The sequence below is a fragment of the Ramlibacter sp. genome, assembly GCF_028291745.1.
Classification (GTDB): Bacteria; Pseudomonadota; Gammaproteobacteria; order Burkholderiales; family Burkholderiaceae_C; genus Ramlibacter.
The window spans coordinates 125,279-152,164 of record NZ_JAQGNQ010000056.1; the positions used below are offsets into that span (position 1 = coordinate 125,279).

The window sequence follows — 26,886 nt, forward strand, 5'->3', positions numbered from 1 at the left end:
CCCCGGGGCAGCGCCGGGAAATCCTCCCTTGGTCCCTGCGCGCGAACCGGTACGCTGGCCGGCATGACGCCGCACCGCCGCCGCCTCCTGCTGCTGCCGATGTTCCCTGTCCTTGCGGCTTCCGCTTGCGCGCAGGAGGTGCCGACGCTGCCCGAGGTCACCGTGATCCAGCAGGCGCCGCTGCCCGGCTTCGGCATTCCGCGCGCGCTCTATCCGGGCAACGCGCAGCAGGCGGACGAAGCGGCGCGCCGCGAATCGGGCGCCTCCAACCTGGCGGAGTTCATGAACCGCCGCCTGCAGGGCGTGATCGCCAGCGACGTCCAGGGCAGCCCTTTCCAGGTGGACATCACCTATCGCGGCCAGCGCCTGTCGCCGCTGCTCGGAACGCCGCAGGGACTGTCGCTGTACCTCGATGGCGTGCGCATGAACCAGCCCTTCGGCGACATCGTCAGCTGGGACTTGCTGCCCGAAGCAGCGATCGCCGACCTGGTGCTGGTGCCCGGGTCGAATCCGCTCTATGGCCTGAACACGCTGGCCGGCGCGCTGGTGCTCACCACCCGATCGGGCCTCACGCATCCGGGTGGCGAGGCGGAGATCTCCTTCGGCAGCGGCCAGCGCAAGCGACTGGACTTCGCGCAGGGGCGGCGCAACGAGGACGGCTCGCATCTGTTCGTCGCCGCGACGCTGTTCGACGAGCAGGGCTGGCGCGACCGGTCAAGTGGAAAGCTCGCCAACGTGTTCCTGAAAGGCGGACGCAAGCAGGCCGACACGGACTGGAGCGTGAGCTTGCTGGTGGCGGGCAGCAATCTCGCGGGCAACGGCCTCCTCAACGAATCGCTGGCCGCGGCGGACTGGCGGGCCGTCTACACCGCGCCGGACCGCACCCGCAGCCAGGACACGCTGCTGACCTTCCAGGGCAGCCACACGCTCGACGCGGACACCACGCTTGCCCTGCAATCGTGGCTGCGCAGCAGCAGCCGCGACGGCAGCACCGGCGACATCGCGCAGGTCGACGCCGGCACCTCGGTGAGCCCCCCGCCTGCCACCTTCAACCGCAGCCGCTCGCGCCAGGACGAGGCCGGCCTTGCGTTGCAATGGACCCGCGCGCGCGGCAGCCACGAACTCACGCTCGGCGGCGAAGTCGCCACGAACCGGCTGCGGCACGACCAGTTCACGCAGGACGCCGTGTTCGATGCGGACCGCAACGCAGTGCCCGTGGCGGGGACCGAGGAACAGCACGAGGTGGCGCTGCGCGGACGCACGCAGCGCCTGGCGCTGTTCGCCGCCGACATCGTGACGCTGTCGCCGCGCACCTTGCTCACGCCTTCCTTGCGCTGGAACCTGGTGCGGGTCGAGAACGCCTTGGGGCATCCCGATGCCGCGCTCGACGAGTCCTTCCGCTACAGCAAGCTGAATCCGGCCCTGGGGGCGAGCTACGTCGTGCGCGACGGCCTCGTCCTCTTCGGCAATGCGGCGCAAGGCAACCGCGTGCCCACCGCCCTGGAGCTCGGTTGCGCCGATCCCGCGCAGCCCTGCGTGCTGCCCACGGGACTGCAGGCCGACCCCTTCCTGCGCCAGGTGGTCAGCCGCACCTTCGAAGCCGGCGTGCGCGGCACCGTGAGCCAGGGCGTGCAGTGGTCCGCCGCGGTGTTCCGCACCGACAACCGCGACGACATCGTGTTCGTGCGCTCCGGCGTGTCGCAGGCCGGCTTCTTCACCAACATCGACCGCACGCGCCGGCAGGGTCTCGAACTCGCGGTGCAAGGTCGGCAACGCACATGGGACTGGAGCGCGAGCTACAACCACGTCGATGCGACCTATCAGTCCAGCGGCGTGCTGCCCGGTCCCCTGAGCACCGACACCACGCCCAACACCTTCCAGCCCGGTACGCGCCTCGCGGGCATTCCTAAGCAGGTGCTCAAGCTGTCCCTCGGCTGGCGCGCGCTGCCGCAAGTGCGGCTGGGCGTGGACCTGCTGGCCGCGAGTGGCCAGGTGGTCTCCGGCAATGAAAGCGGCAATGTGCCGCAGCTGGGCCGGGTCGCTGGCTACGGCGTGTTGAACGCCCGTGCGAGCTGGCTGTTCGCGCGCGGCTGGGAGGCCTGGCTGCGCGTGAACAACGTGACCGACAAGCGCTTCGCCACCACCGCGGTCGGCAACTTCGATTTCTTTCCGGGCGGGCGGACGCTGGCCCCCGGGGAGGATCCGCAGCCGGCCCGCTTCATCGGGCCGGCCGCGCCGCGCACGGCGTTCGTCGGCGTGCGCTACGTCTGGGACTAGCGCCTGATCACGCTGGTTCCAGCGACTCGGACCGCAGCGCCTGGCCCATGGTCTCCGGCAGCAGCGAAGCGGCAATGATGATCAGGCCGTAGGCACCCACCGCAAAGAAGCCGATCGCCTGCCCGAGCGAGATCGTGCCGCTCAGGGCGCCGACGAGCGCCGGGAACACCGCACCCACGGCGCGTCCGAAGTTGAAGCAGAAGCCGACGCCCGAGCCGCGGATCTCCGTGGGATAGAGCTCGTTGAAGAACGCGCCGATCGGGCTGTAGATCCCGGAGGCGAAGAAGCCGAGCGGAAACCCGAGGAACAGCATCGCGGTGTTGCCGATGTCCAGGAAGGTGTAGGCCAGCACCGTGAGCGCCGAGCAGATCGAGAACAGGTAGAAGCACTTGCGCCGGCCGATGACGTCCGTGAGGTACGCGCTGATCACGTAGCCGAGAAACGAAGCGGAAATCACCACCATCAGGTAGCCCCCGGTGTTGAGCACCGAGAGCGAGCGCGTGGTCTTCAGGTACGTGGGCAGCCACACCATGATGGCGTAGAAGCCGCCTTGCGCTCCCACGGCCAGCAGCGAGGCGAACAGCGTGATGCGCAGGTACGGTCCCTGGAAGATGCGCAGGCTGCTGGCCCGCGCGGCGCCTTGCTGGTACTTGCGCTGCACCGCGACGAAGCTGCTCGGCTCCTCGATGAAGCGGCGGATGAAGAACACGAAGGCGGCCGGCAGCAGACCCGCCGCGAACAGCACTCGCCAGGCATGCTGCGGCGGCAATACCGAGAACAGGAAGGTGTAGAGCAGCGCCGCCGCGGCCCAGCCCACGGCCCACCCGCTGTGCACCACGCCATTGCCCTTGCCGCGATGCTGCGGGCGGATGATCTCGCCGATCAGCAAGGCGCCGGCCGCCCATTCGCCACCGAAGCCGAGTCCCTGCAGGATGCGCACCACCAGCAGCTCGGAGTACGAGTTGGTGAAGGCGCTCAGCGCCGTGAACACCGCGAACCACACGACCGTGAGCTGCAGCGTGCGCACGCGGCCGATGCGGTCGCAGATGATGCCGGCCATCCAGCCGCCGATGGACGACGACAGCAACGCCCCCGTCGCCAGCATGCCGGCGTCGCCGCGCGACATGCCCCAGGCCGCGATCAGCGTCGGGATCACGAAGCTGTACAGGTTGGCGTCCATCGCGTCGAGCGACCAGCCTCCGAAGCAGGCCCAGAAGGTCCTGCGCTCCTTGCTTCCCAGTTCCTTGTACCAGGCGAACGCGCCGCCTGCGCCGGCGGGTACGCCCGCCAGCTCCTGCTGGCCCAACGAAGTGCTCTCCATGCTTGTCTCCAGGTGATTATGTTTTTGGAACGTCGTCAAGGGCGCACGGGCTCAACCCACCACGTGGCCCCATTTCTTCTGCCAGTCCTGGCCCACCAGGTCCACGATGCCGCCATCCTTTTCGAAGAACTTGTTGGGCACCTGGAAGATGGCCAGCATCAGGCCGCCCTCGGGCGTGTACGCGGAGTGGCGGCTGCCGGCGGGCCGGTAGACGAATTCGCCGGGGCCGACCTCCAGGCCCTTCTCCGGACCTTCGGTGTCCACCAGGCGGCCTTCGATCATGTAGGTCTGCTCCATCAGCGCATGCTCGTGGTCCGGCAGCAGCGCACCCGGCTCCATCTTCAGCAGCACGGTCAGCAGCCCGCTCTTCGGATCGACCATGAGCGTCTTGACCTGGCAGCCGGGGTACTTGATCGGCTCCCATTCCATGTCGTTGGCGTGCACGACACGGGAGGCAAGCGCGCCGAGTCCGGCGTGGTTCCTGGCGTTGGGGGTGAATGCGGTGACCGTCATGGGAACTCCTGGGTTGTTCGGGCGTATGGTCGGCAAGCCGGCGGCGATGCGCAATACCAATTGGTGTCGCCACGGTGTACCAATGCGCGGGGATTTCCCCTAAAGCTTCGGTTTTCGAGGGAAAGCACTGCCGCGCCAGCCCGCCGCGGCGGGGATCATTGGTACACCCAAGTGCACCAATCCGCCCCATGACGCCTGCCGCCACCCTGCGCGACGCGATCCGGGCCCGGCTGAAGTCGGGCCAATGGCCACCGGGCCACCGCATCCCGACCGAGCGCGAGCTCGGCGAGCAGTTCGGCGTGAGCCGCACCACGGTGCGCCGCGTGCTGGCGGACTTCAAGGACCAGAAGCTGATCACGCCGACCGTGGGCAGCGGCACCTACGTGTCCGACGACATCGGCACGCTGCTCGCGCACAACGCGGCCGGCCTGCATCTGGACGGCATCAGTCCTTCGGAGCTGATGGAGGCGCGCCTGGTCCTCGAACCCGCGGTCGTCGAGATGGTCGTTGCGAACGCAACCGTCGGCGACTTCGCCCGCATGCTGACCTGCTGCGAGCGCGCCGAGTCGGCGCCCTCGCTGGAGGAGTTCGAATATTGGGACGGCATGCTGCACGAGGTGATTGCCGAAGCGGCGCACAACGGCTTCATGCTCAACGTGTTCCGCCTGATGAACCAGGTCCGCTCCCGCGCCGAGTGGGGCCTGTTGAAGAAGCGCAGCGTGACGCCCGAACGCCGCGCCGAGTACGAGAAGGAGCATCGCAACATCGTGCAGGCGCTGCGCGAGCGCGATGCGCAGACCGCCAAGGAAGCAACCCGGGTCCATCTCGCCCACGTGCGCAGGAACATGGTGGGGTATTAGGATCCCGCCATGCGGAGGTCCCCTTGACTGCGATGCTCGCCGCGCGCGGCGTCGCCCGGCGCATGGGCGAGCGCATGGTGTTCCGGCGCCTCGACTTCGCCTGGGATGCGCCGCGCATGCTGTGCGTGCGTGCCCCCAACGGCGCGGGCAAGACGACCTTGCTGGCGCTGCTGGCCGGCGCGCTGGCGCCCGATGCCGGGGAGATCCTGGTGCAGGGCCACAGCCTCGCCGCGCAGCCGCAGGCGGCACGCCGCCTGCTCGCCTACGTGCCGGACGACTGCCCCGTCTACCCCTTTCTCACCGGGCGCGAATGGCTCGCCTTCGTGCAGGGCCTGCGCGGCTGCGACGACAGCATCGCGCAAGAGCTGCTGGTCGCCTTGCAGCTGCAGTCGCAGCTGGATGTGCGCTTCGGCGCGATGTCGCTCGGCACCGCCCGCAAGTTCCTGCTGGTCTCGGCGCTGATGTGCGCCACGCCCGTGCTCCTGCTCGACGAACCCACCAACGGCCTGGATGCGGCCTCCTTCGAAGTCCTGCGGGAGCAGCTGGCGCAGCGCGCGCAACGGGGACTGGTGGTCCTCACCTGCCATGACATCGGCCAGCAACAGCGGCTGGGCGCGCAGCCGATAGAACTCGCCTCGCTGCAAGCGGCATGAGTCTCTATCCCCAGCTGTGCGGCTGGCGGCTGCGGCATCTCGCGGCCGCCACCTTTGCCCTGCTGGTGCGGCGCTGGCACGCGATGGTGTTCCTGTTGTTGCTCCTGTCGCCGGCGGACATGCCGCTCGCGGAGCAGTTGCACCTGCTGGCCACGCCCGTGCTGCAGACGGTGCAGACGGACCATCCGGCGCGCTCCATCGCAGTGTGGGCCACGATGCTGCTGCTGGCCTGGTCGTGGACGGCCTTGCAAGGACAGGCGGTGGCCGGTGGCAAGGCCTGGGACCACCTCACCGCGATGCCGCTCGCGCCCCGCGTGGCGGCAGCCGTCGACCTCACCGTGCTGGCGATCGCCGACCTGCCCCTGTGGCTGCCCTTCGTCGCGGCCGTGGCTTCGCTCGCGCTCCAGCGCACGACCACCAGCGGCGCGATGGCAGCGGTGCTCGCGCTGGCCGGCCAGGTTCCGGTGGTGCAGTGCCTCGCGCTGCGCCGGCCGCGCGGCGTCGCGTATTGCGTGCTCGGCTCCTGCGCGGGCTTCGCGGCGATCGGTGCGAGCGGGCAGCCGTGGCTGTTGTGCGCAGGCACGTTGGCGGGCATGGCCGCCGGCCTGGCCCACAAGCCGCGTGCGAGGGCGCGCGCCCCCCGCCTGCGTCAACCCTGGCTCGCCTTGCGGGCGCACTGGTCCCCCGGCGTGCAGCTGGCCGCGATCACCGTGCGCTTTCTGTTCGGCACTGGCGCGCTCGGCCGGCATTTCGGACTGCTGCTCACGGCCGCGATGCCGGCGCCGCTGTTCGCCTTTCTCCAGCGCGGCGGCGTGCAAGCCCCGGTGATTGCCGTCGCCCTGCTCTTGCTGCTGCCGCCGCTGCTGTTCCGGGTGGCGGCCCTGGCTCTCGACGTGAAGCGCCTGCACCGGCCGATGGAGCGAATGCACGCAGCGCTCGGCATCGCGGCCGGCACGCTGTTTCGCATCACGCTGCTCGTGCTCTCGGCGGGATTCGCAGTGCTCTCGCTGCCGCTGGCGTTCACCCTCTGGCACGCAAGCGGTTCGCCGATGGCGCTTGCCCTGGTGCCGATCGGCATGGCGGCGATGGTCGCCATGGCCTGGCTGGATCGCAGCGGCGAGCGTGGCCGCTTCGTGTCGCGCGTGCTGGTGGCGGCGCTCGCCTGCGGCACGCTGTACGCGCTGCTGTGACCCGGCGATCAGTGCCGCAGCTCGACCTCGGGCAGCACGCGCGCCGGCTGCGCCGTGCGATTGGCATGCACGCCCTTCATGACCGCGGCCAGGTAAGCCGGCGGGAGATCGGCCACGGGTAGCGACTGGATCCGGATCGGCGCGCGCGGCACCGGGATCGGCGCCACCGGCGTCGCGACGTCCGGCAGGCGATCGGCGGCCCAGGCCGCTGCGCCATCGCCTTCGCGCGACACGGCGTATGCGAACCCGCCGCCCACGCTGGCCGCCACCCCCGCGGTCGCGAGAATGGCGGCCAGCACCGGATCGTGCAGCCACACCACGCTGGCGACGACGGCCGCGACCACCAGCAGCAATGCGGCAGCCAGCAGCAGGAAAGCGATGCGCGTTCGAGGGGTGGCAAGCGGCACGGTGTGGCTCCCGGATCGATCGGCGAGAGGGTCATGCTAGCCGGATCGCGGCGCGCCACGGTGCCGCCTTGCGGCCCCCTCCTCCAATTGGGGTGGCGTCCTACGAACGTGCCGCGGCCGGCCAGTCCAACAGGGATGATCAACATCGCCAACGCCTTCATCCTGCTCCTTGCCGTCGGTGCCGCGTGGCTGGGGGCCGCCGCGCTCGTCCGGAAGCGCACCGTCCGGCGCCGCAAGGAGGAGCAACGCAGCAGCAACGCAGCGTCTTGAGGTGCGCGTCGAATGCCGGGCTGGCGCAGGAAAAGCGCTGGCGTCCTACATGGCTGTGTGTGCGCCTGTCACACAGTGAAGCCGGGCTAACAGAGGCATAACGTGATGAAAGAGAACATGAGCATTCTCGAAGCCGTGGGCGGGCTTGGCCCCGACTCGGCGGTCGAACGGGTGGTGCTGGCGCGCGAGCTTCCCAAGCGAACGATCGCGCTGGTGCTGGCCGGCGGCCGCGGCTCGCGGCTGATGGATCTCACCGACCGGCGCGCCAAGCCGGCCGTGTACTTCGGCGGCAAGTTCCGCATCATCGACTTCACGCTGTCCAACTGCATCAACTCGGGCATCCGCCGAATCGGCGTGCTCACGCAGTACAAGTCGCACTCGCTGCTGCGGCACCTGCAGCGCGGCTGGAGCTTCCTGCGCGGCGAGCAGAACGAGTTCATCGACCTGCTGCCCGCCCAGCAGCGGGTGAACGAGGCCTTCTGGTACCGCGGCACCGCCGATGCCATCACGCAGAACATCGACATCCTGCGCGCCTACGAGCCCGAATACATCCTGGTGCTCGCCGGCGACCACATCTACAAGCAGGACTACTCGCTGATGCTGCTGGACCATGTGGAGAGCAAGGCGAAGGTCACGGTCGGCTGCATCGAGGTGCCGCGCATGGAAGCGACCGCGCTGGGCGTGATGCACGTCGACGAACGCCGCCGCATCACCGACTTCCTCGAAAAGCCCAAGGACCCGCCGGCGATTCCCGGCAAACCGGACCGCGCGCTGGGCAGCATGGGCATCTACGTGTTCGATGCCGAGTACCTGTACCAGCTGCTGGAGCAGGACGGCGCCGACGACAGTTCCGAGCACGACTTCGGCAAGAACCTGATTCCCAAGATCGTGCGCGACGGCGGCGCGCTGGCGCACCCGCTGAACCTCTCGAGCATCCCGGCGTCCACGCGCCACCGGCCTTACTGGCGCGACGTCGGCACGGTCGACGCGTTCTGGGCCGCCAACCTGGACCTCGCCTCCGACCTGCCGGAGCTCAATCTGTACGACCGCAACTGGCCGGTGTGGACCTACCAGGAGCAGTTGCCGCCCGCCAAGTTCGTCCCCGACGAGCGCGGCCTCAACGGCGAGACTTCCAATGTGCTGGTCTCCGGCGGCTGCATCGTGGTGGGATCGAACATCAGGCGCGCGGTGCTGTTCTCCAACGTGAAGGTCGATGCCTGCTGCACGATCCACGAGGCGGTGATCATGCCCGACACCACCATCTCCCGCGGCTGCCGCTTGTCCAAGGTCGTGATCGACCGCGGCTGCAAGCTGCCCGAGGGCGCGGTCATCGGCGAAAACGCGGACGAAGACAGCCGCCGGTTCTACCGCACCGAAAGCGGCGTGGTGCTGGTCACCAAGGAAATGCTGGACAAGCTACAGGCGACGTAGGCTGGGCTTCGCGCAGCGAACCCCAGCACCGGCCGCGGCAAACGCTGGGGTGCCTGCGGCAGCCCAGCCTACCGGCCCACGAGAGCCCCGATCCGCGAGGTCTGGTACAAGCGGACCTTTGCCCTGCTCTGCGCAATGAATCCCGACGCCCACCAAATCTGGACCGCCCCGCGCTGGGCGCTCGCCATGCTGCTGGCGCTGCTCGGGATGCTCGGTCCGTTCTCGATCGACACCTACATCCCCGCGTTCTCGGGCATCGCGCAGGCGCTGAACGCGACGCCGGTGGAGATGCAGCAGACGCTGTCGGCGTACCTGTTCGGGTTTGCCTTCATGAACCTGTTCCACGGTGCGCTCGCCGACAGCTTCGGCCGGCGCCCGGTGGTGCTGTGCGGCATCGCGGTGTTCACGCTGGCCTCGATCGGTTGCGCCCTCTCGCAGCACGTGGGCCAGCTGGTGCTGTTCCGCGCCTTGCAGGGACTGTCGACCGGCGCCGGCTGGGTCGTGTCGCGCGCGGTGATCCGCGACATGTTCCCCCCGGACCAGGCGCAGAAGGTCATGAGCCAGGTGACGATCTACTTCGGCGTCGCGCCGGCGATCGCGCCCGTGGTCGGCGGCTGGCTGCTGGTGCACGCGGGCTGGCACAGCATCTTCTGGTTCCTCACGGGCGTGGGCATCGCGCTGTGGATCGCCAACTACCAGTTGCTGCCGGAGACGCTGCACGCCACCCACAAGCAGTCGTTCAACGTCCGCAACCTGCTGCGCGGCTACTGGCAGCTCGGATCGGATCCGCTGTTCCTGCTGCTGGCGCTGGCGAGTGGCGTGCCTTTCAACGGCATGTTCCTCTACGTGCTGTCGGCGCCCGCGTTCCTGGGCGAGCACCTGCATCTGGCACCGACGCAGTTCTTCTGGTTTTTCCTGCTCACCATCGGCGGCATCATGGCCGGCTCCTTCGCCAGCGGGCGGCTGGCCGGACGCATCCAGCCCAAGCACCAGATCCGCTGGGGCTTCGTGGTGATGTTCACGGTGTCGCTGGTCAACGTGGCGGCGAACTGGCTGTTCACGCCGCGCGTGGAATGGGCGCTGTTTCCGATCGCGCTGTTCGCCTTCGGCTGGGCGCTGATGGTGCCGGTGGTGACGCTGCTGGTGCTGGACCTCTACCCCGAGCGGCGCGGCATGGCCTCCTCGCTGCAGGCCTTCATCGGCTCCACGGCCAACGGCATCGTGGCCGGCGTGATCGCGCCCCTGGTGATGGGATCGACGCGCCACCTTGCGCTCGCTTCGCTGCTGATGATGAGCGTGGGGCTGGTGGCGTGGCTCTGGCTCAGGCGCCAGTGGCCGGAGACGGGGCGCGCGGCGATCGCATAGGGGTCTGGCTGGATGGCTCGCGCCTGGATCGGCGAATCTTGAACGCAGAAGTCGCAGAAGGAAAACCAAACACGCAGAAGGATCCGGAAGTTGAAATCCTTCTCGGATATTCTTCTGCGTGTTCTGAATTCGTTCTGCGACTTCTGCGTTCAAGATTGCTTGATGCACTAAAGAAAAAGGGCGGCCAACGGCCGCCCTGTTCAATCCCCATCACCGCGCGTTAGCGCGTCGGACGCCCACGACCGGCGTCGCGGTCGCGGCCGCCGAAGCCGCCATCGCGGCTGCCCTGGCCGTCACGCGGGCCGAAGCTCTTGGCGCCGGAGCCGGGTGCCTTGCCGAAACCACCAGCCGGGCGACGATCGCCCGGACGCGCGGGGCGGCTACCGAAGCCGGCGCGGGCCGGCGGCGGCGCGGAGAAGCGCTGCTTCGGCTCCAAGCCCGGAATCACTTCCGCCTGGATGCGCTGCTTGCTGTAATGCTCGATGTCACCGATCTTGCGACGGTCGCGGAATTCGGCGAACGTGACGGCCAGGCCGTCGCGTCCGGCACGGCCCGTGCGACCGATGCGGTGGGTGTAGTCCTCGCTCTTCATCGGCAGGCCGAAGTTGAACACGTGCGTGATCGTCGGCACGTCGATGCCGCGCGCGGCCACATCGGTCGCCACCAGGATCTGCACCTGGCCACGACGCAGCGCCATCAGGCGGCGGTTGCGCAGGCCCTGCGACAGGGCACCGTGCAGCGCGACGGCGTCGAAGCCCTCCTGCTGCAGGTCTTCGGCGAGCGCATCGCACTCGATCTGGGTGCTGGCGAAGACGATGGCCTGGTCGATGCTCTTGTCACGCAGCCAGTGATCCAGCAGCTGGCGCTTGTGCTGGGGGGTATCCGCCCAGAACAGCTTCTGCTGGATGTTGGCGTGGGCCGCCTGGGGCGAGTCCACCTGGATGCGCTGCGGCTCGCGCATCACGCGCGTGGCCAGCTGCTGGATGCGCGGCGCGAAGGTGGCGCTGAACATCATCGTCTGGTGACGGTTCGCGGTCATCTGGTGCACCGCTTCCAGGTCCTCGGCAAAGCCCAGGTCCAGCATGCGGTCGCCTTCATCGACGACCAGGAACTGCACCTTGTCGAGCTTGATCTGCGAGGAGCGCTGCAGGTCCAGCAGGCGGCCCGGCGTGGCGACCACGAGGTCGGCGTTCTGCAGGCGCGCGATCTGCATCTGGTAAGGCATGCCGCCCACCACGCTGGCGATGCGCAGGCCGCGGGCGTGCTTCACCAGGTCGATGGCGTCGTTGGCCACCTGCTGCGCGAGTTCGCGCGTCGGGCACAGGATCAGCGCGCCGGGCACGGCGGCCTTGAAGGTGCGCGGGTTCAGCGGGTTCTTGCGAGCGCGCTTGGCCCCCGCATCGCCACGGGCGACGGCTTCGTCGTAGGCCTTCTGTTCGGCCTCCGCTTCGGCCGCCTTCTGGCGGATCAGCGTGTCGAGCACGGGCAGCAGGAAGGCCGCGGTCTTGCCGCTGCCGGTCTGGCTGGAGACCATCAGGTCGTTCACCGAGCGGCCTTGCGCGTCCTGCGCCAGGGCACGGCCGATCACCTGCTGCTGCACGGAGGTCGGTTGGGTGAAGCCCAGGTCGGCGACGGCCGCGATCAGTTCGGGCGCCAGGTTCAGCAGCGCGAAGCCATTCGGCGCGGCAGGCGTGTTGTCCACGGCTTGCGCGGCCACCGGCGTGTCGTCGAAGGCCACGGGCGTGTTGTCGAAGGCGACAGTGTCGCCGGCGACGGAGTTGGATTCGAAATCGGTCATGAAGAGTCCCACGCAGCGCTACCCAGGGCGGGTGCGCCGTCATCAGAATGGTTAGAGAACATCTTCCATTCCAACGACTACGCAGGTTTTGCAACCTGTGTGGCTCTATGCGCCTTGAGTGGCGAGCCGGTGCGAGAAGGCAGATGCGCGATTGAAGGTTGCGTTGTCTGCAACCAAGTCGTTGATTATAGGACGTTTTCGAAGATGCTGCAGCGCGCCATCCACGGCGTCGCTTGAGGGCACAGTGGATGGGTTGCGGCAGGCACCCCAGCGTGCCCGTTCACCCGAGCTTCAAAAAATGCTCACGGTAATGCGCCAGCTCATCGATCGACTCCTGCACATCGGCCAGCGCCGTGTGCAGCTGCCGCTTCTTGAACGATGCATAGACCTCGGGCCGCCAGCGCTTGGACAGCTCCTTGAGCGTGCTCACGTCGAGATTGCGATAGTGGAACCAGGCTTCCAGCTTCGGCATGTACTTGACCAGGAAGCGGCGGTCCTGGCCGATGCTGTTGCCGCACATCGGGCTGCCCTGGCGCGGCACGTAGCGGCTGACGAAGTCCAGCACCTGCTGCTCGGCCTGGGCTTCGTCCAGCGTCGAGGCCCGCACCTTGTCGACCAGGCCGCTCTTGCCGTGGGTGCCCTTGTTCCAGGCGTCCATCAGGTCCAGTTGCTCGTCGCTCTGGTGGATCGCGAGCGCCGGCCCTTCGATGCGCGGCTCGAGCTCGGGGCCGGTGATTACCACCGCAATCTCGATCAGGCGATCGCGGTCCGGGTCGAGCCCGGTCATTTCACAGTCGAGCCAGACGAGGTTCTGGTCGCTCTTCGCGAGCGTCTGGGCGCTTGCTGCCGTCGGGTCTGCCATATCCGTCAATTGTCGCCGATGGGCGCCACCAGCGGCCCGGCAAAGCCGGTTCCGCAGCGGCACGCGAATGGCCGTGCAGTTTCCGTGGCTGCGGCGTGGCAGGAGCCTGGGGAACTAAGATGCCTACCTATGCAAGCTTCCGCCCTACTCACCTTTGCCTTTGCCACCTTTCTCGTGGCGGGCCTGGCGGTGAAGTTCTGGCTGGCGACCCGGCAGGTGCGCCACGTGGTCCGCCACCGCGACGCCGTGCCGCCGCTGTTTGCCGGCACCGTGTCGCTGGCGGCGCATCGCAAGGCCGCCGACTACACCGTGGCCAAGTCGCGCGTCGGCCTGCTGGAGACGGCGTTCGGCGCGGCGGTGCTGCTGGCCTGGACGCTGCTGGGCGGCCTCGACGCGCTCAATCGCGCGCTGGTGGACTGGCTGGGTACCGGCATGATCCAGCAGCTGGCACTGCTGGCCGCGTTTGCCGTGATCAGCGGCCTGGTGGACCTGCCCTTCGGGCTGTACCAGACCTTCGTGGTGGAAGAGCGCTTCGGCTTCAACAAGATCACCTGGAAGCTCTGGCTCGGCGACCTGGTGAAGTCCACGTTGCTCGGTGCGCTGATCGGCGCGCCCATCGCCGCGCTCATCCTCTGGCTCATGGGGGCGGCGGGCAGCTGGTGGTGGCTGTGGGCCTGGGGCGTGTGGATCGCTTTCAACCTGCTGCTGCTGGTGGTGTATCCCACCTTCATCGCCCCGCTGTTCAACAAGTTCCAGCCGCTCGAAGACGAGACGCTGAAGGCGCGCGTCACTGCGCTGATGCAGCGCTGCGGCTTCGCGGCCAAGGGCCTGTTCGTGATGGACGGCAGCCGGCGCAGCGCCCATGCCAATGCGTATTTCACCGGCTTCGGCGCGGCCAAGCGCGTGGTCTTCTACGACACGCTGCTGACCAAGCTGTCGCCGGGTGAAGTCGACGCGGTGCTCGCGCACGAGCTCGGCCACTTCAAGCACCGGCACATCGTCAAGCGCATCGTGGCGCTGTTCGCGATGAGCCTGCTGGGCTTCGCGCTGCTCGGGTGGCTGGCCACCCGCCTGTGGTTCTACACCGGGCTGGGCGTGCAGCCCAATGTCCAGGGGCCCAACGACGCCCTGGCACTGCTGCTGTTCATGCTGGCCGTGCCGGTGTTCACCTATTTCATTTCGCCGGTGATGGCGCAGTTCTCGCGCAAGCACGAGTTCGAGGCCGACGCCTTCGCCGTCACGCAGACCAGCGGCAAGGACCTGGGCAGCGCGCTGCTGAAACTCTACGAGGACAACGCCTCCACCCTCACGCCCGACCCGGTGTTCGTCAAGTTCTACTACTCGCATCCGCCCGCCTCCGAACGCCTGGCGCGGCTCGGCGCCGGGGCCAGTGCATGACGGAATCGGTGCTCAAGGTCCGGGACTGGTCTCGCATACAGCGCCGCGCCCTCACCCCCACGGAGATCGTCAAGCGGCTGGCGGACCTTCCCGGCTGGAAGCTCAGTGGCAACGGGCCGGAGCTGTCGATCGAGAAGAGCTTCAGTTTCTTCGACTACTACGAGACGATCTCCTTCGTGAATGCGCTGGCCTTCGTCGCGAACTCGCTGGATCACCACCCCGACCTGACGGTGCAGTACGACCGCTGCATCGTGCGCTTCCGCACGCATTCGCTCGCCGCCATCTCGGAGGCCGACTTCGAGTGCGCCGCGCGCACCGACGCCCTGCTCGCATGACGCCCGATCACGAACCAACGCACCCCGGCCTGGTGGTGGCCAGTCACGGCCGCCACTGCGTGGTGGAGTCCCCGGACGGCAGCCGCCGGCTGTGCCACGCCAAGGGCAAGAAGAACGAGACGGTGGTGGGCGACCGCGTGCAGTGGCGCCCCACCGGCGACGAAGGCGTGATCGCCAGGGTGGAGGAGCGCCGCAGCCTGTTCTACCGGCAGGACGAAGTCCGCACCAAGTCGTTTGCCGCCAACCTCGACCAGGTGCTGGTGCTGATCGCCGCGGAGCCCGAGTTCTCGGAGATGCAACTCGCGCGCGCCCTGATCGCCGCCGAGGCGCAGCGCATCGCCCCGGTGATCGCGCTGAACAAGTCGGACCTGGTCGAGCCCTTCGAGCGCGCGTGGCGCCGGCTGGTGCCGTATCACCACATGGGCTACGGCGTGCTGCCGCTGTCGCTGCGGCTGTCGAAGGACACCGACCGCGAGCACCTGCTGCAACACATGCTGGGCAAGACGACGCTGGTGCTCGGCCCCTCGGGCGCCGGCAAGAGCACGCTGATCAACCTGCTGGTGCCGCAGGCGCAGGCCCAGACCGGCGAAATCTCGCAGGCGCTCAATTCCGGCAAGCACACGACGACCGCCACCACCTGGTATTGGGTGGACCCGCAGCGCAGCACGGCGATCATCGACTCGCCGGGCTTCCAGGAATTCGGCCTGCACCACATCGCGCCGACGCAACTGGCCGGACTGATGCCGGACCTGGCGCCGCACGTGGCGCAATGCAAGTTCTACAACTGCACCCACCTGCACGAACCGGGCTGCGGCGTGATGGCGGCAGTGAGCGACCTGCCCGATGCGCCGCAAGGCCGCATCGAGCCCAGCCGTTATCGCATCTACCGCCTGCTGTTCGAGGAGCTGTCGCAGCAGCCGAAGTACTAGGCATTTCAGGCTCTTGTGTCCCGGCGGGCCGCCCGCATCTTCCAGCAAGGAGGAGCGCACCCGCCCATGAGCCAGCTGCATGTCGTCTGTCCGCATTGCCACACCACCAACCGGGTCCAGAGCGCGGATCTGGCCAAGGGACCCGATTGCGGCAACTGTCACCGCGCCCTCTTCACGGGCGAGCCGGTCAACCTCAGTGCCACCGAGTTCGAGCGTCACATCACGCGCAGCCAGGTGCCGGTGCTGGTGGACTTCTGGGCGCCCTGGTGCGGGCCCTGTCGCATGATGGCCCCCGCTTACGAGCAGGCCGCCGCGCAGCTCGAACCGCGCGTGCAGCTGGTGAAGGTCAACACCGAGGAAGCGCAGGGCCTGGGCGCGCGGCTGAACATCCGCAGCATTCCGACGCTGGCCCTGTTCGCGGGCGGCCGCGAGGTGGCGCGCCAGGCCGGCGCGATGGGCACCGCCGACATCGTGCGCTGGACGCAGTCGCAGCTGGCGCGCGTGTTCACGCCGGCGTGATTCGCATTGGTTGGCTGGGCTGCGCGTAGCGCACCCCAGCGCGCCCGCTCACCCCAACAACCGGGCCAGGGTGAGCAAGGCCAGCAACACCATCCACAACACCACCGAGCGCCACACCAGCCCCACGATGCTGCGCAGGTGCCCCACCTCGGCTTCGCGGCCCGGCGTGCTGGTCGTGTCGGTCGGCGGCTCGGAGGCGGCGAGGCCCGCGGCCTGGAAGGTCTGCGAGCTGCCTGGCGAGAACACCGGCCGCAGTGCTTCGCCGCCCAGGCGCACGTTCACCGCCCCCGAAGTCGCCGCCAGGATCACGCCGTCGTTGTCGTTGGGAAAGCGCTGCGCATGGTTGCGCCAGCAATCAATGGCTTCCTCGAAGCTGCCGACCACCGCAAAGGCGATCGCCGTGATGCGCGCGGGCAGCCAGTCGACCGCCGTCCATGCGCGTGCCGCCGCGGACTGCAGGGCCTCGCTGGCCGGCTGCAGCTGCATGCGATTGCGATGGCGCCAGTAGCGCGCGACGAATTCGGCCATGCGATACAGCACGGCCCCCGCGGGACCGAGGCCGAAGGCCGCCAGGATGGAGAACCACGCCAGCACACCGAATACATGGCGATGCGCGGCCAGCACCGAGTATTCGATGACGTGCCGCACGATCTCGCTGCGGGGCAGTTCGCTCGCGTCGCCGCGCTGCCACAGCGCCAGCAACTGGCGGGCGCGGACCTCGTCGCCGGACTCGAGAGCGTCGCGGATCTGCGTGAAGTGGTGGCTGAATTGCCGAAAGCCCAGCGTGGCGTACAGCACCAGCACGCTCCACACCATGGCCGCGGGCCAGCCGATGAAGACCAGCAGCAGCCAGTGGATGGCCAGGGCGAGCACGGCCGGGGCCACCACCGCCAGGACCCATGACACCCAGCCATGCTGCGGCTTGCCGGCGTCGAAATTGCTGCTGACCCAACGCGCCCAGACCCGCAGCCCGGAATGAATCGGGTTGTGCGGCGCCAGTGGCCGCACCTGCTCGATCAGCAGCGCGAACAGGATCGCGAAGAAGGACATGCGGGGATCATAACGAGGGGCCGGAGGATGTCCCAGGATGTCATTGCGGGCTTGACCCGCAATCCACGACTGCCCTTGCATCGGCGCAGCGTGGATCCCGGGTCAAGCCCGGGACGACATCCATGCAAAAACTCAGGCCGCGAGGAACCGGTACAGGTTGCGCAGCATCGCCGCCGTCGCGCCCCAGATGAACCGGTCCTTGCCGTTGTCGGCATACGGCATCGAGAACCACTGCCGGCGCACGCCGCTCAACTCGATCGCATGCAGCCGGTGGTTGGCCGGATCCATCAGGAAATCCAGCGGCACCTCGAAGGCATCGTCCACCTCGTACGCGTTCAGCGCCAGCTGGTAATCCGGCTGCACCAGCGCGATCACCGGCGTGATGATGAACATCGTGCCCGTGGTGTACGTGGGCAGCGTGCCGATCACTTCCGCCAGCGGGCGCTCGAGACCGATCTCCTCGTGCGCCTCGCGCAGCGCGGTGTCGGCGGCATCGACGTCGGTGTCGTCGCGCTTGCCCCCCGGAAACGCGACCTGGCCCTGGTGGGTGGTGAGGTGCACGGTGCGCTGCGTGAGCAGCACCGTCGGCCGTTCACGCAGCACGATCGGCACCAGCACCGCGGCTGCCGCGGGCTCGCGCTGGCTGAAGCGCTTTTCGGAGCGCAGCTCCGGCTCCCACGCGGGCGGTTGCGCGAAGCGGCGGCGCAGTGCGTCGGGCGTGAGGCGGGCCGCAGCCACCGCCGGCAACTGCGTGTCGACGGCGACGACGGGCGCCTCGCGCGGGTCGAAGTTGGGGATCTTGGACAGCGGCGTGTCGGGCGGGATGGCGGCGGACGGGTCGATCGGCATGGGGTGCATCAAAGAAAAACCGCCGCGAGCACTGGGCAGGCGGCGGCTGTTTCGGGAGGCTGGCTCCGTCCGATTACTCGGCGGCGGGCGCCCGGTCGCGGTAGGCCAGCTTTTCCTTGATGCGGGCCGACTTGCCGGAACGCTCGCGCAGGTAGTACAGCTTGGCGCGGCGCACATCGCCGCGGCGCTTGACTTCGATGTTGGCGATCAGCGGGCTGTAGGTCTGGAAAGTCCGCTCGACGCCTTCGCCGCTGGAGATCTTGCGCACCGTGAAGGCGCTGTTCAGGCCGCGGTTGCGCTTGGCGATCACCACACCTTCATAGGCCTGCGCACGCTTGCGGCTGCCTTCGACGACGTTGACGCTGACGATCACCGTGTCGCCGGGGGCGAACTCGGGGATCTTCTTGCCCAGGCGGGCGATTTCCTCTTGCTCGAGGGTCTGGATCAGGTTCATGGTTTCCTTGGGCGATCGTGTCCGCGCTGCGCTAAGGGTGTTGCTCGCACCGGGGTCACCCAGGGGGCGACGGCGGCAACACGGCCGAACAGAGGATCGGGAAGCCGGTGATTATAGCCCGGCGAGAAAATCCTCGTCGAGCCGGGTCAGGCGCCCGGCCTGGCGGGCGGCGGCGATCAAGTCGGGCCGGTGCCGCGCAGTGATGGCCAGCCGCTGCCGGCGGCGCCAGGCACCGATCTGGGCGTGGTGGCCGGACAGCAGTTCGGCCGGCACCTTCTGCCCCTGCCATTCCTCGGGCCGGGTGTAGTGCGGGCAATCGAGCAGGCCGTCGAGCGCGGGGTTGAAGCTGTCTTCCTGGTGGCTGCCGGCGTCGTTCAGCACGCCGGGCTGCAGGCGCGCCACCGCATCGAGCAGTGCCATGGCCGCCAGTTCGCCGCCCGAGAGCACGAAATCGCCCAGGCTCAGTTGCACGTCGACGTGCGTGTCGATGAAGCGCTGGTCGATCCCCTCGTAGCGGCCGCACAGCAGGATGGCACCGGCACTCGCCGACCAGCGCTCGACGCCGGCGTGATCCAGCCTCTCGCCGATCGGCGAGAAGAGAACCACGGGAGCGGCATCCGATCGCTCGGCCTTGAGCGCCGCGAGGCAGCGGGCCAGCGGCTCGGCCATCATCACCATGCCGGGGCCGCCGCCGAAAGGACGGTCGTCGACGCGCCGGTAATTGCCCTGCGCGAAATCGCGCAGGTTCCACAGGCGCACGTCGACCAGCCGGCCCTCGTACGCGCGGCGCGTCACGCCCGCCGCGAGGAAAGGCGCGAACAGTTCCGGAAACAGGGTGACGACGTCGAAGCGCATGTCGGTTCGCGTTCAGCGCGCCCGGACCGCAAGCCCGCCGCCTCGCCGGCGGGTCACCCATGCTTCGACCGTGTACCAGGAAGCAGCGGCTAATGCGAGGCTGAGGGGGCCGCCGACCAGGAGCACGTCGTCCCAGCGATAGCGGCAGTCCTCGCGCAGGTAGTAGAAGACGGGATAGTGCCACAGGTACAGGCCGTACGAGAGCTTGCCCAACCAGACCAGCAAGGGCCGCGAGAGCATCTGCGCCAGTTGCGAGGAACGGTCCCGCACCGCGAACAGCGCGGCAGCGGTGGCGACTTCCACCAGGCTCATGCCCCACGTCATCACCGAGAAGTCCTGCCACTGGAAGCGCAGGCACAGCATCGCCGCCGCCGGCAGCCAAAGCGTCCAGGGCTGCAGGCTGCGCAGCCCCAGTCGCCAGCGCGCATCGCGCAGCGCCGCTGCGAGCCACGCCCCCAGCATCAGGCCCGACAGGCGCGTGTCGGTCGGGTAGTAGACCTCCTGCCAACCATGTCCCAGCACCAGCCAGAACCACCGCAGCACGGTGGCGAGCAGCCAGCCGACGGCCAGCACCGCCGGCAGGGAAGCCCCCTTCCAGCGCCGGAATGCGCCCCAGAGCAGCAAGGGCCACAGCAGGTAGAAATGCATTTCCACCGCCAGCGACCACGTGTGGCTGACGAAGCGCGGCATCCCCCACCAGGCGACGCCGTAGTCGGATAGATAGACAGCCGCGAGAGCCGCCTGGCTGCCGTGGTCCCGCACCTCGGGCCAGAGCCGGGGCGCCACCAGCACGTAGACAGCGAGCATCGTCAGCAAGGGCGGCGTCAGCCGCAGCAGGCGCCGCCGCCAGAACGCCGCCAGCTCGATGCGTCCGAAGACCGCCAGTTCCGCGAGCAGCAGCGATGTGATCAGGTAGCCGCTCAGGACGAAGAAGACGTCGACGCCGAGAAATCCGCCCGAGGCCAGCGGGGCTCGCGCGTGGAACAGCATCACGGCCAGGATGGCCACGGCGCGCAGGCCGTCCAGCGCTGGGTTGTACTTCATTGCGCGCGATGCTGCCGAAGAAGGCAGACCCTGTCGAGTCTGCTGTTGCACGGCTGCTAATAGTCCGCTTGCCAGTCGACGTTGATGCGGCGCCCGGGCAGGTCCACGCCATCGACATAGGCAGCCACGAAGGGCAGCATGCGTTCGAGCGTCTTGCCGCCCTCTTCGTATTCGAGCACCAGCACGGAATGCGGCCCGGTGGCCATCAGTTCCTTCACGCGCCCCAGGTGCACGCCTTCGCGATTGAAGACGTCGAGTCCCAGCAGGTCAACCCAGTAGAACTCGTCCTCCTGCGCCGTCGGGAAGGAGGAACGCGGAATGAACACGCGGGCGCCGCGCAATGCCTCGGCCCCACTGCGGTCTTCCACGCCATCGGCGCGGGCGACCACGGTGTCGGAATGCTCCTTGATCTCGCGCACCCGCAGCAGCACCGTGCCGGTGAAGGCTTGCGGGCCTCGCTCGGAAGCTTGCAGGTACCAGCGGGTCGAAGAGAACAGCGCCTGCGGGTCGGCGCTGTGGGGGAGGACCTTGAACCAGCCCTTGATCCCCCAGGCATCGGCGATGCGCCCGACTTCGATGGCGTCCGCGGGCAGTTCCGCGGGCTCGATCTGCGCCGGCAGCGTGGCTGCCGGGCGGCCGGGTGCGGCCATGGCGCCTTAAGCCTGTGCCGGGGCGGCTTCAGCGGCCGCCGGAGCAGCCTGGCCGGCCGCATCCTTGAGCAGGCGTTCGACCGTGGGCGAAGCCTGCGCGCCGACGCCGCGCCAGTAGGTCAGGCGGTCCTGCGCCACGCGCATCTTTTCCTCGCCATCCTTGGCCAGGGGGTTGTAGAAACCCAGGCGCTCGATGAAGCGGCCGTCACGGCGCACGCGCTTGTCGGCGACGACGATGTTGTAGAACGGGCGGGACTTGGCGCCGCCGCGGGAGAGTCGAATGACGACCATGATTTATCCTTCGGGTGGATGCAAGGGTTTCGCTACGAAACCAGCAATTGATTCCTGCGACGTTGAGACACGCGACTAGGCCACCCGGCCAGCGACACGCCGCAAAGCCGACGATTATAACTTCCTTCCACCCAATGCTCATTCTGCGGCCCAGTACCGACGGGGATCTCCCCGCCATCACTGCCATTTACGCCCATCATGTGTCCCACGGCACGGGCACTTTCGAGACCGTGTCACCGAGCGAGGCCGACATGGCGGCACGCCGCGCCGACGTGCTCGCCAAGGACCTGCCCTACCTCGTGGCCGATCTCGACGGCCGCGTGCTGGGCTTCGCCTACTGCCAGTGGTTCAAGCCGCGCCCGGCCTACCGCTACTCGGCCGAGGACTCGATCTACCTCGACCCCGACGCAGCGGGGCAGCGCATCGGCAACAAGCTGCTGTCCGAACTCGTGCGGCACGCCCATGCCGCGGGCGTGCGCAAGCTGATCGCCGTGATCGGCGACTCGGGCAACGTGCGTTCGATCGGCGTGCACCGGGCCGTGGGCTTTCGCCACGTGGGCACCATCGAGGCCTGCGGCTGGAAGTTCGGCCGCTGGCTCGACATCGTGCTGATGGAAAAATCGATCGGCGAAGGCAGCCGCACCCCGCCGGAGGCCGCATGAAGAACAAGACCCTGGCCGCCTGGCTGGCCTTCCTCGGCGGCCCCATCGGCCTGCACCGTTTCTACCTGCACGGCGTGCGCGACCTCCTGGGCTGGCTGCTGCCGCTCCCCACGGTGATGGGCGTCTACGGCGTGCTGCGCATGCGCGACCTGGGGCAGGACGATGTCTTGAGCTGGCTGCTGGTGCCGCTGCTCGGGTTCACCTTCGCCGCCTGCTGCCTCACGGCGATCGTCTATGGCCTGAAGAAGCCGGAGGACTGGAACGCCCGCTTCAATCCGAAGGCCGACCCCGAAGCCGCGGCCGGCCAGACCCGCTGGGCGACCGTCTGGGCGATCGCGCTGGCCCTGATGGTCGGCGCCACCGTCCTCATGACCAGCATCGCGATCAGCTTCCAGGCGTACTTCGAGAACCAGGTGGAGGAAGGGCGGGCGATTTCGCAGTAAGGGCCGTCGAATGCGGACAACCGGACGCAGAAGGCGCAGAAACTTCGCAGAAGTCGCAGAAGAGAAAGATCAAGATTTTCTTGAATTCCTTTTGCGACTTCTGCGTAACTTCCGCGCCTTCTGCGTCCGGTGGCTGGAAGTTCAGAACAGCTTCAAGCTCACCCAATAGGCAATCGCCGCCACGAACGCGCTCGCCGGGATCGTGAAGATCCACGCCCAGACGATGTTGCCGGCCACGCCCCAGCGCACGGCGCTCATGCGCTGCGTGGAGCCCACGCCGACGATCGCGCCAGTGATCGTGTGGGTGGTCGACACCGGGATGCCCAGCGCGGTCGCGAGGAACAGCGTCAGCGCGCCGCCGGTCTCGGCGCAGAAGCCACCCACCGGCTTGAGCTTGGTGATCTTCTGGCCCATGGTCTTGACGATGCGCCAGCCGCCGAACATGGTGCCCAGGCCCATGGCGGTGTAGCAGCAGATGATCACCCAGGCCGGCGGCATCGCCGCGCTCTGCGCCACGTGGCCCGTGCCGATCAGCAGCATCCAGATGATGCCGATGGTCTTCTGCGAATCGTTGCCGCCGTGGCCCAGGCTGTAGGCGCCGGCGGAAATCAGCTGCAGCCGGCGGAACCACTTGTCGACCTTGCTGGGGCGCGTGGACCGGCAGATGTTGGCGACGATCACCATCATCAGCGAACCGAGCACGAAGCCGAGCACCGGCGAGACGAAGATGAAGATCACCGTCTTCCAGATGCCTTCGGCCACCAGCGCGCTGGCGCCGGCCTTGGCGATCACGGCGCCGCAGATGCCGCCGATCAGCGCGTGCGAGGAACTGCTCGGGATGCCGTACCACCAGGTGATGAAGTTCCAGGCGATGGCTCCCATCAGGGCACCGAACACCACGTGCACGTTGACCACCCCGGGCTCGACCACCCCCTTGCCGATCGTGGCGGCCACGCTCAGGTGGAAGACGAACAGCGCGACGACGTTGAAGAAGGCGGCAAACACCACGGCCTGCGCTGGCTTGAGCACGCCGGTGGAAACGACGGTGGCGATCGAGTTGGCGGCATCGTGGAAGCCGTTCATGAAGTCGAACACCAGGGCGATCGCCACCAGCAGGACGACGACCCACAGGGCCGCTTGCGTTGAGCTCATGCCGACCTCAGGAGTTCTCGAGGACGATGCCCTCGACGACGTTGGCCACGTCCTCGCACTTGTCGGTGATGGTCTCCAGCAGCTCGTAGATCGCCTTGAGCTTGAGCACTTCGCGCACGTCCGGCTCTTCGCGGAACAGCTTGCTAAGCGCCGAGCGCATCACGCGGTCGGCGTCGGACTCGAGCTTGTCGATTTCCTCGCAGGTCTTCAGGGCCGCGGTGGCGCAGTTAGGATCCGACAGGCGCGACAGCAGGCTCACCGCCTCCTTCACCCGCTCGCAGCAGCGCACGCTCAGGTCGGTCAGGCGCGTGATCTCCTCGGTCATGTGCCGCACGTCGTACAGCGCCATGGTCTCGGCCGAATCCTGGATCAGGTCGGCCACGTCGTCCATGGTGTTGATCAGCGTGTGGATCTGCTCGCGGTCGATCGGGGTGATGAAGGTCGAGTGGATCAACCGGTTCACCTCGTGCGTCACCTTGTCCGCCGCGCGCTCGGCGTGGTCGACCTCGCGGTTGTACTGCTCGCGCAGATTGATGTCGTTGTAGTTCGCGACCAGGTTGGAGAAGGCGTGGGCGCCTTCCACCATGCGCTCGGCATGCTGGTTGAACATTTCGAAGAAGTTGCCTTCTTTTGGGAGCAGTTTCTTGAAGAGCATGGGGGAGGAGCGCGCCGGAGGATGTCGTTATGCAAACCGCAGGCAGTTTACCTGCGGGGTCGCCTTGCCCATTGCGGAATATGAAATACAGCACGCCCTACCGATTCTCCGAAGGCCTGGTCTTCGTCGACGAACACCTGCTGGTGATGGACAAGCCCTCGGGCCTGCTGGCCGTGCCTGGCCGCGGCGAGGACAAGCAGGACTGTCTTTCCGCGCGTGCCCAGCGCCTGTGGCCCGACGCGCTGATCGTGCACCGGCTGGACATGGCCACCTCGGGCCTGGTCCTCATGGGCCGCGGCCTGCACATGCAGCGCGTGCTGAGCCGCGCCTTTGCCGACCGCGCCGTGGCCAAGCGCTACGAGGCAGTCGTCGCCGGCACGATCCCCGGGGATGAAGGCATGATCGACCTCCCCGTTGGCCGTGACTGGCCGAATCGCCCGCAGCAGAAGGTCGACCCCGAGCAGGGCCGGCCCAGCGTGACCCACTGGCGCGTGCTGGAGCGCGGCGACGACAGCACGCGGCTGGCGCTGGAGCCGGTGACCGGCCGCACCCACCAGTTGCGCGTGCACCTGCAGGCGATCGGCCATCCGATCCTGGGGGATGCGCTCTATGCGCCGACCACGGTGCGCGAGCGCTCAGACCGGTTGGCGCTGCACGCGACGGGCCTGGCATTGGCGCATCCGGCAAGCGGCGAGCCACTGGTTTTCGCCAGCGCCGCGCCGTTCTAGCAACTTGCGTACGATGCGCGCATGACCCAGCGACACCTCACCATCCTCACCGGCGCCTCGCGCGGCATGGGCCTCGCCATGGCGCGGCAGCTGCTGGCCAGTGGCCACGACCTCCTGTGCCTCTCGCGCAAGACCAGCGACGAACTCGCGGCCCAGGCCACGCAGGCCGGCCGCAGCTGCGAGCAGTGGCCGCAGGACCTGGCCCGCGCCGACACGGCCGCAGCGCGGCTCGAAGCCTGGCTGAAGCCGCAGGACAGCGGTGAGCTGGCGTCGGTCACCCTGATCAACAACGCCGGCATGATTCCGCGCATCGCGCCGGTCGAAGCCATTGCGGCCGCCGACCTGGCCGAGGCCATGCGGGTGGACCTGGAAGCGCCGATGCTGCTGACGGCGGCCTTCCTGCGCGCGACGGCCGCCTGGGCGATGCCGCGGCGCATCCTCAACATCTCCTCGGGCCTGGGCCGGCGCGCCATGGCATCGCAGGCGGTCTATTGCGCAGCGAAAGCCGGCATGGACCACTTCACCCGCTGCGTGGCACTGGAGCAGGAGCAACTGCCGCACGGCGCGCGCATCTGCTCGCTGGCCCCGGGCGTGATCGATACCGACATGCAGGTGCAGCTGCGCGGGGCGGATGCCTCGCAGTTCCCCGACCGCGGCAACTTCGTGGGCCTGAAGGAGAAGGGCATGCTGGCGTCGCCGCAGGAGGCCGCGGCGCGCATCATCGCCTTCCTGCAGCGGGAAGACTTCGGGCGCAATCCGGTGGCCGACGTGCGCGATTGAAGCGCGGCTTCTCGCAGGCTGGGCTGCCGACAGGCACCCCAGCGCTGCGCCGGGAAAGCTGGGGTTCGCTGACGCGAAGCCCAGCCTACGACATCAATCGCCCTGGAATCCTTCGGCCCGCGCCGTCAGTACCAGCGTATCCCGATACCCCGCCTGCGCCACCGGCTGGATCGGGGTGGATTCGTGGATCACGCGGGCGTCGTCCAGCAGCAGCAGGCTCCAGGGCTCGGTCAGCGTGAAGCGCTGGCCGGCCGGGCCGTCGGACTGGAAGACGCGGGTCTCACCGCCCTTGATGCCCTCGCGCGCGATCAGGAACACCGCCACCAGGTCGACGCCATCGCGATGCGCGCCCTCGGGCGTCGGCCGACCGATGCCGCCTTCGGTGTCGATGCGGAACTGGTGCGCCTCCAGGAACCACGGCTGCGGCCCGCGCACATCGCTGGCCACCTGCGCCATCGCTGCAAGAAGCCGGGTCCATGCCGGTTGCGCGACGAGGCCCGCTTCCATGGGCTCGAACCAGCGCTGCATGCCGCCATGCAGCGCGTTGTATTCCACGGGCTGCCAGTGGGCGCGATGCGGTGCCAGCGCCACGCCGCTGTCTCGCGCGACGAAGCAGGAGTGGCGCCGCCGCCGATAGCGGCCGCCGTCCTTGAGGTACTGGTCCGGGGGCAGCGCGCCCCACGTGGTGCGCAGCGCCATCAGCTCTTCGAGGCTGCAGCCGCTCCATTGCGCCACGCCTTGCGGACTGAGCACCGCATAGCCCTGCTGGCGCAGCAGGGCGGTGAGTTGATCGGGATAGGTATAGGCAGGCCGCAGGAGCATGCCGCGAGCTTAACGAATCGCGCTGCCCCTCATTGCGTCACCGTCACGCCCTTCCAGAACGCCACCCGGTCCTTCACCATCTCGGCCTCCGGCTTGGGATCGGGGTAGTACCAGACTGCTTCCGGGTTCAACTCGCCGTTCACCATCAGCGAGTAGTAGCTGGCCTGCCCTTTCCACGGACAGCTCGTGCGGTGGTTGCTGAAGGTGACGTACTCGCGCTTGAGCGCGCTGGCGGGGAAGTAGTGGTTGCCTTCCACGACCACCGTGTCGTCGCTCTCCGCCACGGTCACGCCCTTCCATATGGCTTTCATGCGGATCTCCTT

The 26,886-nt window shown here is 68.2% G+C and carries 31 protein-coding genes; 15 read left to right on the forward strand and 16 right to left on the reverse strand.

The genetic code is table 11. From position 1 onward, the window contains the following. The first annotated feature begins 63 nt into the window (after positions 1-63). Positions 64-2,277, forward strand: coding sequence for a TonB-dependent receptor (locus JWP60_RS09670; RefSeq protein ID WP_299789847.1), 2,214 nt, complete (start codon positions 64-66; stop codon positions 2,275-2,277). A gap of 7 nt (positions 2,278-2,284) precedes the next feature. Here the strand turns inward: JWP60_RS09670 and JWP60_RS09675 are convergent, their stop codons facing one another. Together JWP60_RS09675 and JWP60_RS09680 are read right to left on the reverse strand one after the other, a co-directional pair. Beyond that, a complete protein-coding gene (locus tag JWP60_RS09675; protein ID WP_299789849.1) occupies positions 2,285-3,598 on the reverse strand; it encodes an MFS transporter in 1,314 nt (437 codons plus the stop codon). Between the two features lie 51 nt (positions 3,599-3,649). Next, a complete protein-coding gene (locus JWP60_RS09680; protein ID WP_299789852.1) occupies positions 3,650-4,111 on the reverse strand; it encodes a cupin domain-containing protein in 462 nt (153 codons plus the stop codon). Positions 4,112-4,299: 188 nt separating this feature from the next. Between JWP60_RS09680 and JWP60_RS09685 the strand changes: the two genes are divergently transcribed. The 3 genes from JWP60_RS09685 to JWP60_RS09695 are packed head-to-tail and all read left to right on the forward strand — an operon-like array spanning position 4,300 to position 6,814. After that, positions 4,300-4,971, forward strand: coding sequence for a FadR/GntR family transcriptional regulator (locus JWP60_RS09685; protein ID WP_299789854.1), 672 nt, complete (start codon positions 4,300-4,302; stop codon positions 4,969-4,971). 32 nt (positions 4,972-5,003) lie between these two features. Next, positions 5,004-5,624, forward strand: a complete 621-nt coding sequence (locus tag JWP60_RS09690; protein WP_299790200.1) for an ATP-binding cassette domain-containing protein — start codon at positions 5,004-5,006, stop codon at positions 5,622-5,624. Further along, positions 5,621-6,814: a hypothetical protein gene (locus tag JWP60_RS09695; protein WP_299789856.1), complete on the forward strand. Its 1,194-nt coding sequence runs from the start codon at positions 5,621-5,623 to the stop codon at positions 6,812-6,814. The genes JWP60_RS09690 and JWP60_RS09695 overlap by 4 nt, the downstream gene beginning before the upstream one ends. 8 nt (positions 6,815-6,822) lie before the next feature. Here the strand turns inward: JWP60_RS09695 and JWP60_RS09700 are convergent, their stop codons facing one another. Continuing rightward, positions 6,823-7,221, reverse strand: a complete 399-nt coding sequence (locus JWP60_RS09700) for a hypothetical protein (RefSeq protein WP_299789859.1) — start codon at positions 7,219-7,221, stop codon at positions 6,823-6,825. 135 nt (positions 7,222-7,356) lie between these two features. On the opposite strand from JWP60_RS09700, the gene JWP60_RS09705 reads away from it, so the two are divergent. The 3 genes from JWP60_RS09705 (at position 7,357) to JWP60_RS09715 (ending at position 10,287) form a co-directional block, all read left to right on the forward strand. Then, entirely contained in the window at positions 7,357-7,491 is a 135-nt protein-coding gene (locus JWP60_RS09705) for a hypothetical protein (protein ID WP_299789862.1), read from the forward strand. Between the two features lie 117 nt (positions 7,492-7,608). Next, positions 7,609-8,922 carry a glucose-1-phosphate adenylyltransferase gene (gene glgC / locus JWP60_RS09710; protein WP_299789865.1) on the forward strand — a complete coding sequence of 438 codons (1,314 nt, stop codon included), beginning with the start codon at positions 7,609-7,611 and terminating at the stop codon, positions 8,920-8,922. Between the two features lie 135 nt (positions 8,923-9,057). Further along, a complete protein-coding gene (locus JWP60_RS09715; protein ID WP_299789868.1) occupies positions 9,058-10,287 on the forward strand; it encodes a multidrug effflux MFS transporter in 1,230 nt (409 codons plus the stop codon). A 220-nt stretch (positions 10,288-10,507) separates the two neighbouring features. Here JWP60_RS09715 and JWP60_RS09720 read toward each other — a convergent pair whose 3' ends face one another. Both JWP60_RS09720 and orn read right to left on the reverse strand, forming a co-directional pair. After that, positions 10,508-12,085, reverse strand: coding sequence for a DEAD/DEAH box helicase (locus JWP60_RS09720; protein WP_299789871.1), 1,578 nt, complete (start codon positions 12,083-12,085; stop codon positions 10,508-10,510). A 280-nt stretch (positions 12,086-12,365) separates the two neighbouring features. Continuing rightward, positions 12,366-12,947 (reverse strand): oligoribonuclease, encoded by a 582-nt coding sequence (orn, locus tag JWP60_RS09725; protein WP_299789874.1) that lies wholly within the window; start codon positions 12,945-12,947, stop codon positions 12,366-12,368. Positions 12,948-13,076: 129 nt separating this feature from the next. Between orn and JWP60_RS09730 the strand changes: the two genes are divergently transcribed. The 4 genes from JWP60_RS09730 to trxC all read left to right on the forward strand — a co-directional run bounded on the left by JWP60_RS09730 (position 13,077) and on the right by trxC (position 16,128). Further along, the gene (locus tag JWP60_RS09730; protein ID WP_299789877.1) at positions 13,077-14,345 is read left to right on the forward strand and encodes a M48 family metallopeptidase; all 1,269 of its coding nucleotides are present in this window, start codon (positions 13,077-13,079) and stop codon (positions 14,343-14,345) included. Continuing rightward, a complete protein-coding gene (locus JWP60_RS09735) occupies positions 14,342-14,680 on the forward strand; it encodes a 4a-hydroxytetrahydrobiopterin dehydratase (RefSeq protein ID WP_299789879.1) in 339 nt (112 codons plus the stop codon). The genes JWP60_RS09730 and JWP60_RS09735 overlap by 4 nt, the downstream gene beginning before the upstream one ends. Further along, positions 14,677-15,609 carry a ribosome small subunit-dependent GTPase A gene (gene rsgA, locus JWP60_RS09740; protein ID WP_299789882.1) on the forward strand — a complete coding sequence of 311 codons (933 nt, stop codon included), beginning with the start codon at positions 14,677-14,679 and terminating at the stop codon, positions 15,607-15,609. Before JWP60_RS09735 ends, rsgA begins: the two co-directional genes overlap by 4 nt. Positions 15,610-15,675: 66 nt before the next feature. Then, the gene (gene trxC / locus JWP60_RS09745; RefSeq protein ID WP_299789885.1) at positions 15,676-16,128 is read left to right on the forward strand and encodes a thioredoxin TrxC; all 453 of its coding nucleotides are present in this window, start codon (positions 15,676-15,678) and stop codon (positions 16,126-16,128) included. Positions 16,129-16,176: 48 nt separating this feature from the next. Here trxC and JWP60_RS09750 read toward each other — a convergent pair whose 3' ends face one another. The 7 genes from JWP60_RS09750 to rpsP form a co-directional block, all read right to left on the reverse strand. Then, the gene (locus JWP60_RS09750; protein WP_299789888.1) at positions 16,177-17,178 is read right to left on the reverse strand and encodes a CobD/CbiB family protein; all 1,002 of its coding nucleotides are present in this window, start codon (positions 17,176-17,178) and stop codon (positions 16,177-16,179) included. A gap of 132 nt (positions 17,179-17,310) precedes the next feature. Further along, the gene (locus JWP60_RS09755; RefSeq protein WP_299789891.1) at positions 17,311-18,027 is read right to left on the reverse strand and encodes a CoA pyrophosphatase; all 717 of its coding nucleotides are present in this window, start codon (positions 18,025-18,027) and stop codon (positions 17,311-17,313) included. 73 nt (positions 18,028-18,100) lie between these two features. Beyond that, positions 18,101-18,481, reverse strand: a complete 381-nt coding sequence (rplS, locus tag JWP60_RS09760; RefSeq protein ID WP_299789894.1) for a 50S ribosomal protein L19 — start codon at positions 18,479-18,481, stop codon at positions 18,101-18,103. Between the two features lie 111 nt (positions 18,482-18,592). After that, positions 18,593-19,336, reverse strand: coding sequence for a tRNA (guanosine(37)-N1)-methyltransferase TrmD (gene trmD, locus JWP60_RS09765; protein ID WP_299789897.1), 744 nt, complete (start codon positions 19,334-19,336; stop codon positions 18,593-18,595). A 12-nt stretch (positions 19,337-19,348) separates the two neighbouring features. Then, positions 19,349-20,380, reverse strand: coding sequence for an acyltransferase (locus tag JWP60_RS09770; RefSeq protein ID WP_299789900.1), 1,032 nt, complete (start codon positions 20,378-20,380; stop codon positions 19,349-19,351). A 56-nt stretch (positions 20,381-20,436) separates the two neighbouring features. Then, positions 20,437-21,030: a ribosome maturation factor RimM gene (rimM, locus tag JWP60_RS09775; RefSeq protein ID WP_299789903.1), complete on the reverse strand. Its 594-nt coding sequence runs from the start codon at positions 21,028-21,030 to the stop codon at positions 20,437-20,439. A 6-nt stretch (positions 21,031-21,036) separates the two neighbouring features. Next, positions 21,037-21,321: a 30S ribosomal protein S16 gene (gene rpsP, locus JWP60_RS09780; protein ID WP_299789906.1), complete on the reverse strand. Its 285-nt coding sequence runs from the start codon at positions 21,319-21,321 to the stop codon at positions 21,037-21,039. A 134-nt stretch (positions 21,322-21,455) separates the two neighbouring features. On the opposite strand from rpsP, the gene JWP60_RS09785 reads away from it, so the two are divergent. Next, positions 21,456-21,983 carry a GNAT family N-acetyltransferase gene (locus JWP60_RS09785; RefSeq protein ID WP_299789908.1) on the forward strand — a complete coding sequence of 176 codons (528 nt, stop codon included), beginning with the start codon at positions 21,456-21,458 and terminating at the stop codon, positions 21,981-21,983. Continuing rightward, a complete protein-coding gene (locus tag JWP60_RS09790; protein WP_299789910.1) occupies positions 21,980-22,426 on the forward strand; it encodes a hypothetical protein in 447 nt (148 codons plus the stop codon). Before JWP60_RS09785 ends, JWP60_RS09790 begins: the two co-directional genes overlap by 4 nt. Before the next feature lie 141 nt (positions 22,427-22,567). On the opposite strand, the gene JWP60_RS09795 is transcribed toward JWP60_RS09790, so the two are convergent. Together JWP60_RS09795 and JWP60_RS09800 are read right to left on the reverse strand one after the other, a co-directional pair. Further along, positions 22,568-23,578 carry an inorganic phosphate transporter gene (locus JWP60_RS09795; protein WP_299789912.1) on the reverse strand — a complete coding sequence of 337 codons (1,011 nt, stop codon included), beginning with the start codon at positions 23,576-23,578 and terminating at the stop codon, positions 22,568-22,570. A 7-nt stretch (positions 23,579-23,585) separates the two neighbouring features. Further along, on the reverse strand, positions 23,586-24,233 hold the full coding sequence (locus JWP60_RS09800) for a DUF47 domain-containing protein (RefSeq protein ID WP_299789914.1): 648 nt from the start codon (positions 24,231-24,233) through the stop codon (positions 23,586-23,588). An 80-nt stretch (positions 24,234-24,313) separates the two neighbouring features. Between JWP60_RS09800 and JWP60_RS09805 the strand changes: the two genes are divergently transcribed. Both JWP60_RS09805 and JWP60_RS09810 read left to right on the forward strand, forming a co-directional pair. Next, positions 24,314-24,961 carry an RluA family pseudouridine synthase gene (locus JWP60_RS09805; protein WP_299789916.1) on the forward strand — a complete coding sequence of 216 codons (648 nt, stop codon included), beginning with the start codon at positions 24,314-24,316 and terminating at the stop codon, positions 24,959-24,961. A gap of 21 nt (positions 24,962-24,982) precedes the next feature. Beyond that, a complete protein-coding gene (locus JWP60_RS09810) occupies positions 24,983-25,741 on the forward strand; it encodes an SDR family NAD(P)-dependent oxidoreductase (RefSeq protein ID WP_299789917.1) in 759 nt (252 codons plus the stop codon). Between the two features lie 93 nt (positions 25,742-25,834). On the opposite strand, the gene JWP60_RS09815 is transcribed toward JWP60_RS09810, so the two are convergent. Further along, complete coding sequence (locus tag JWP60_RS09815; RefSeq protein WP_299789918.1) at positions 25,835-26,563, reverse strand: 2OG-Fe dioxygenase family protein; 729 nt, start codon at positions 26,561-26,563, stop codon at positions 25,835-25,837. Between the two features lie 29 nt (positions 26,564-26,592). Continuing rightward, entirely contained in the window at positions 26,593-26,874 is a 282-nt protein-coding gene (locus tag JWP60_RS09820; protein ID WP_299789920.1) for a DUF427 domain-containing protein, read from the reverse strand. Positions 26,875-26,886 lie beyond the last annotated feature (12 nt).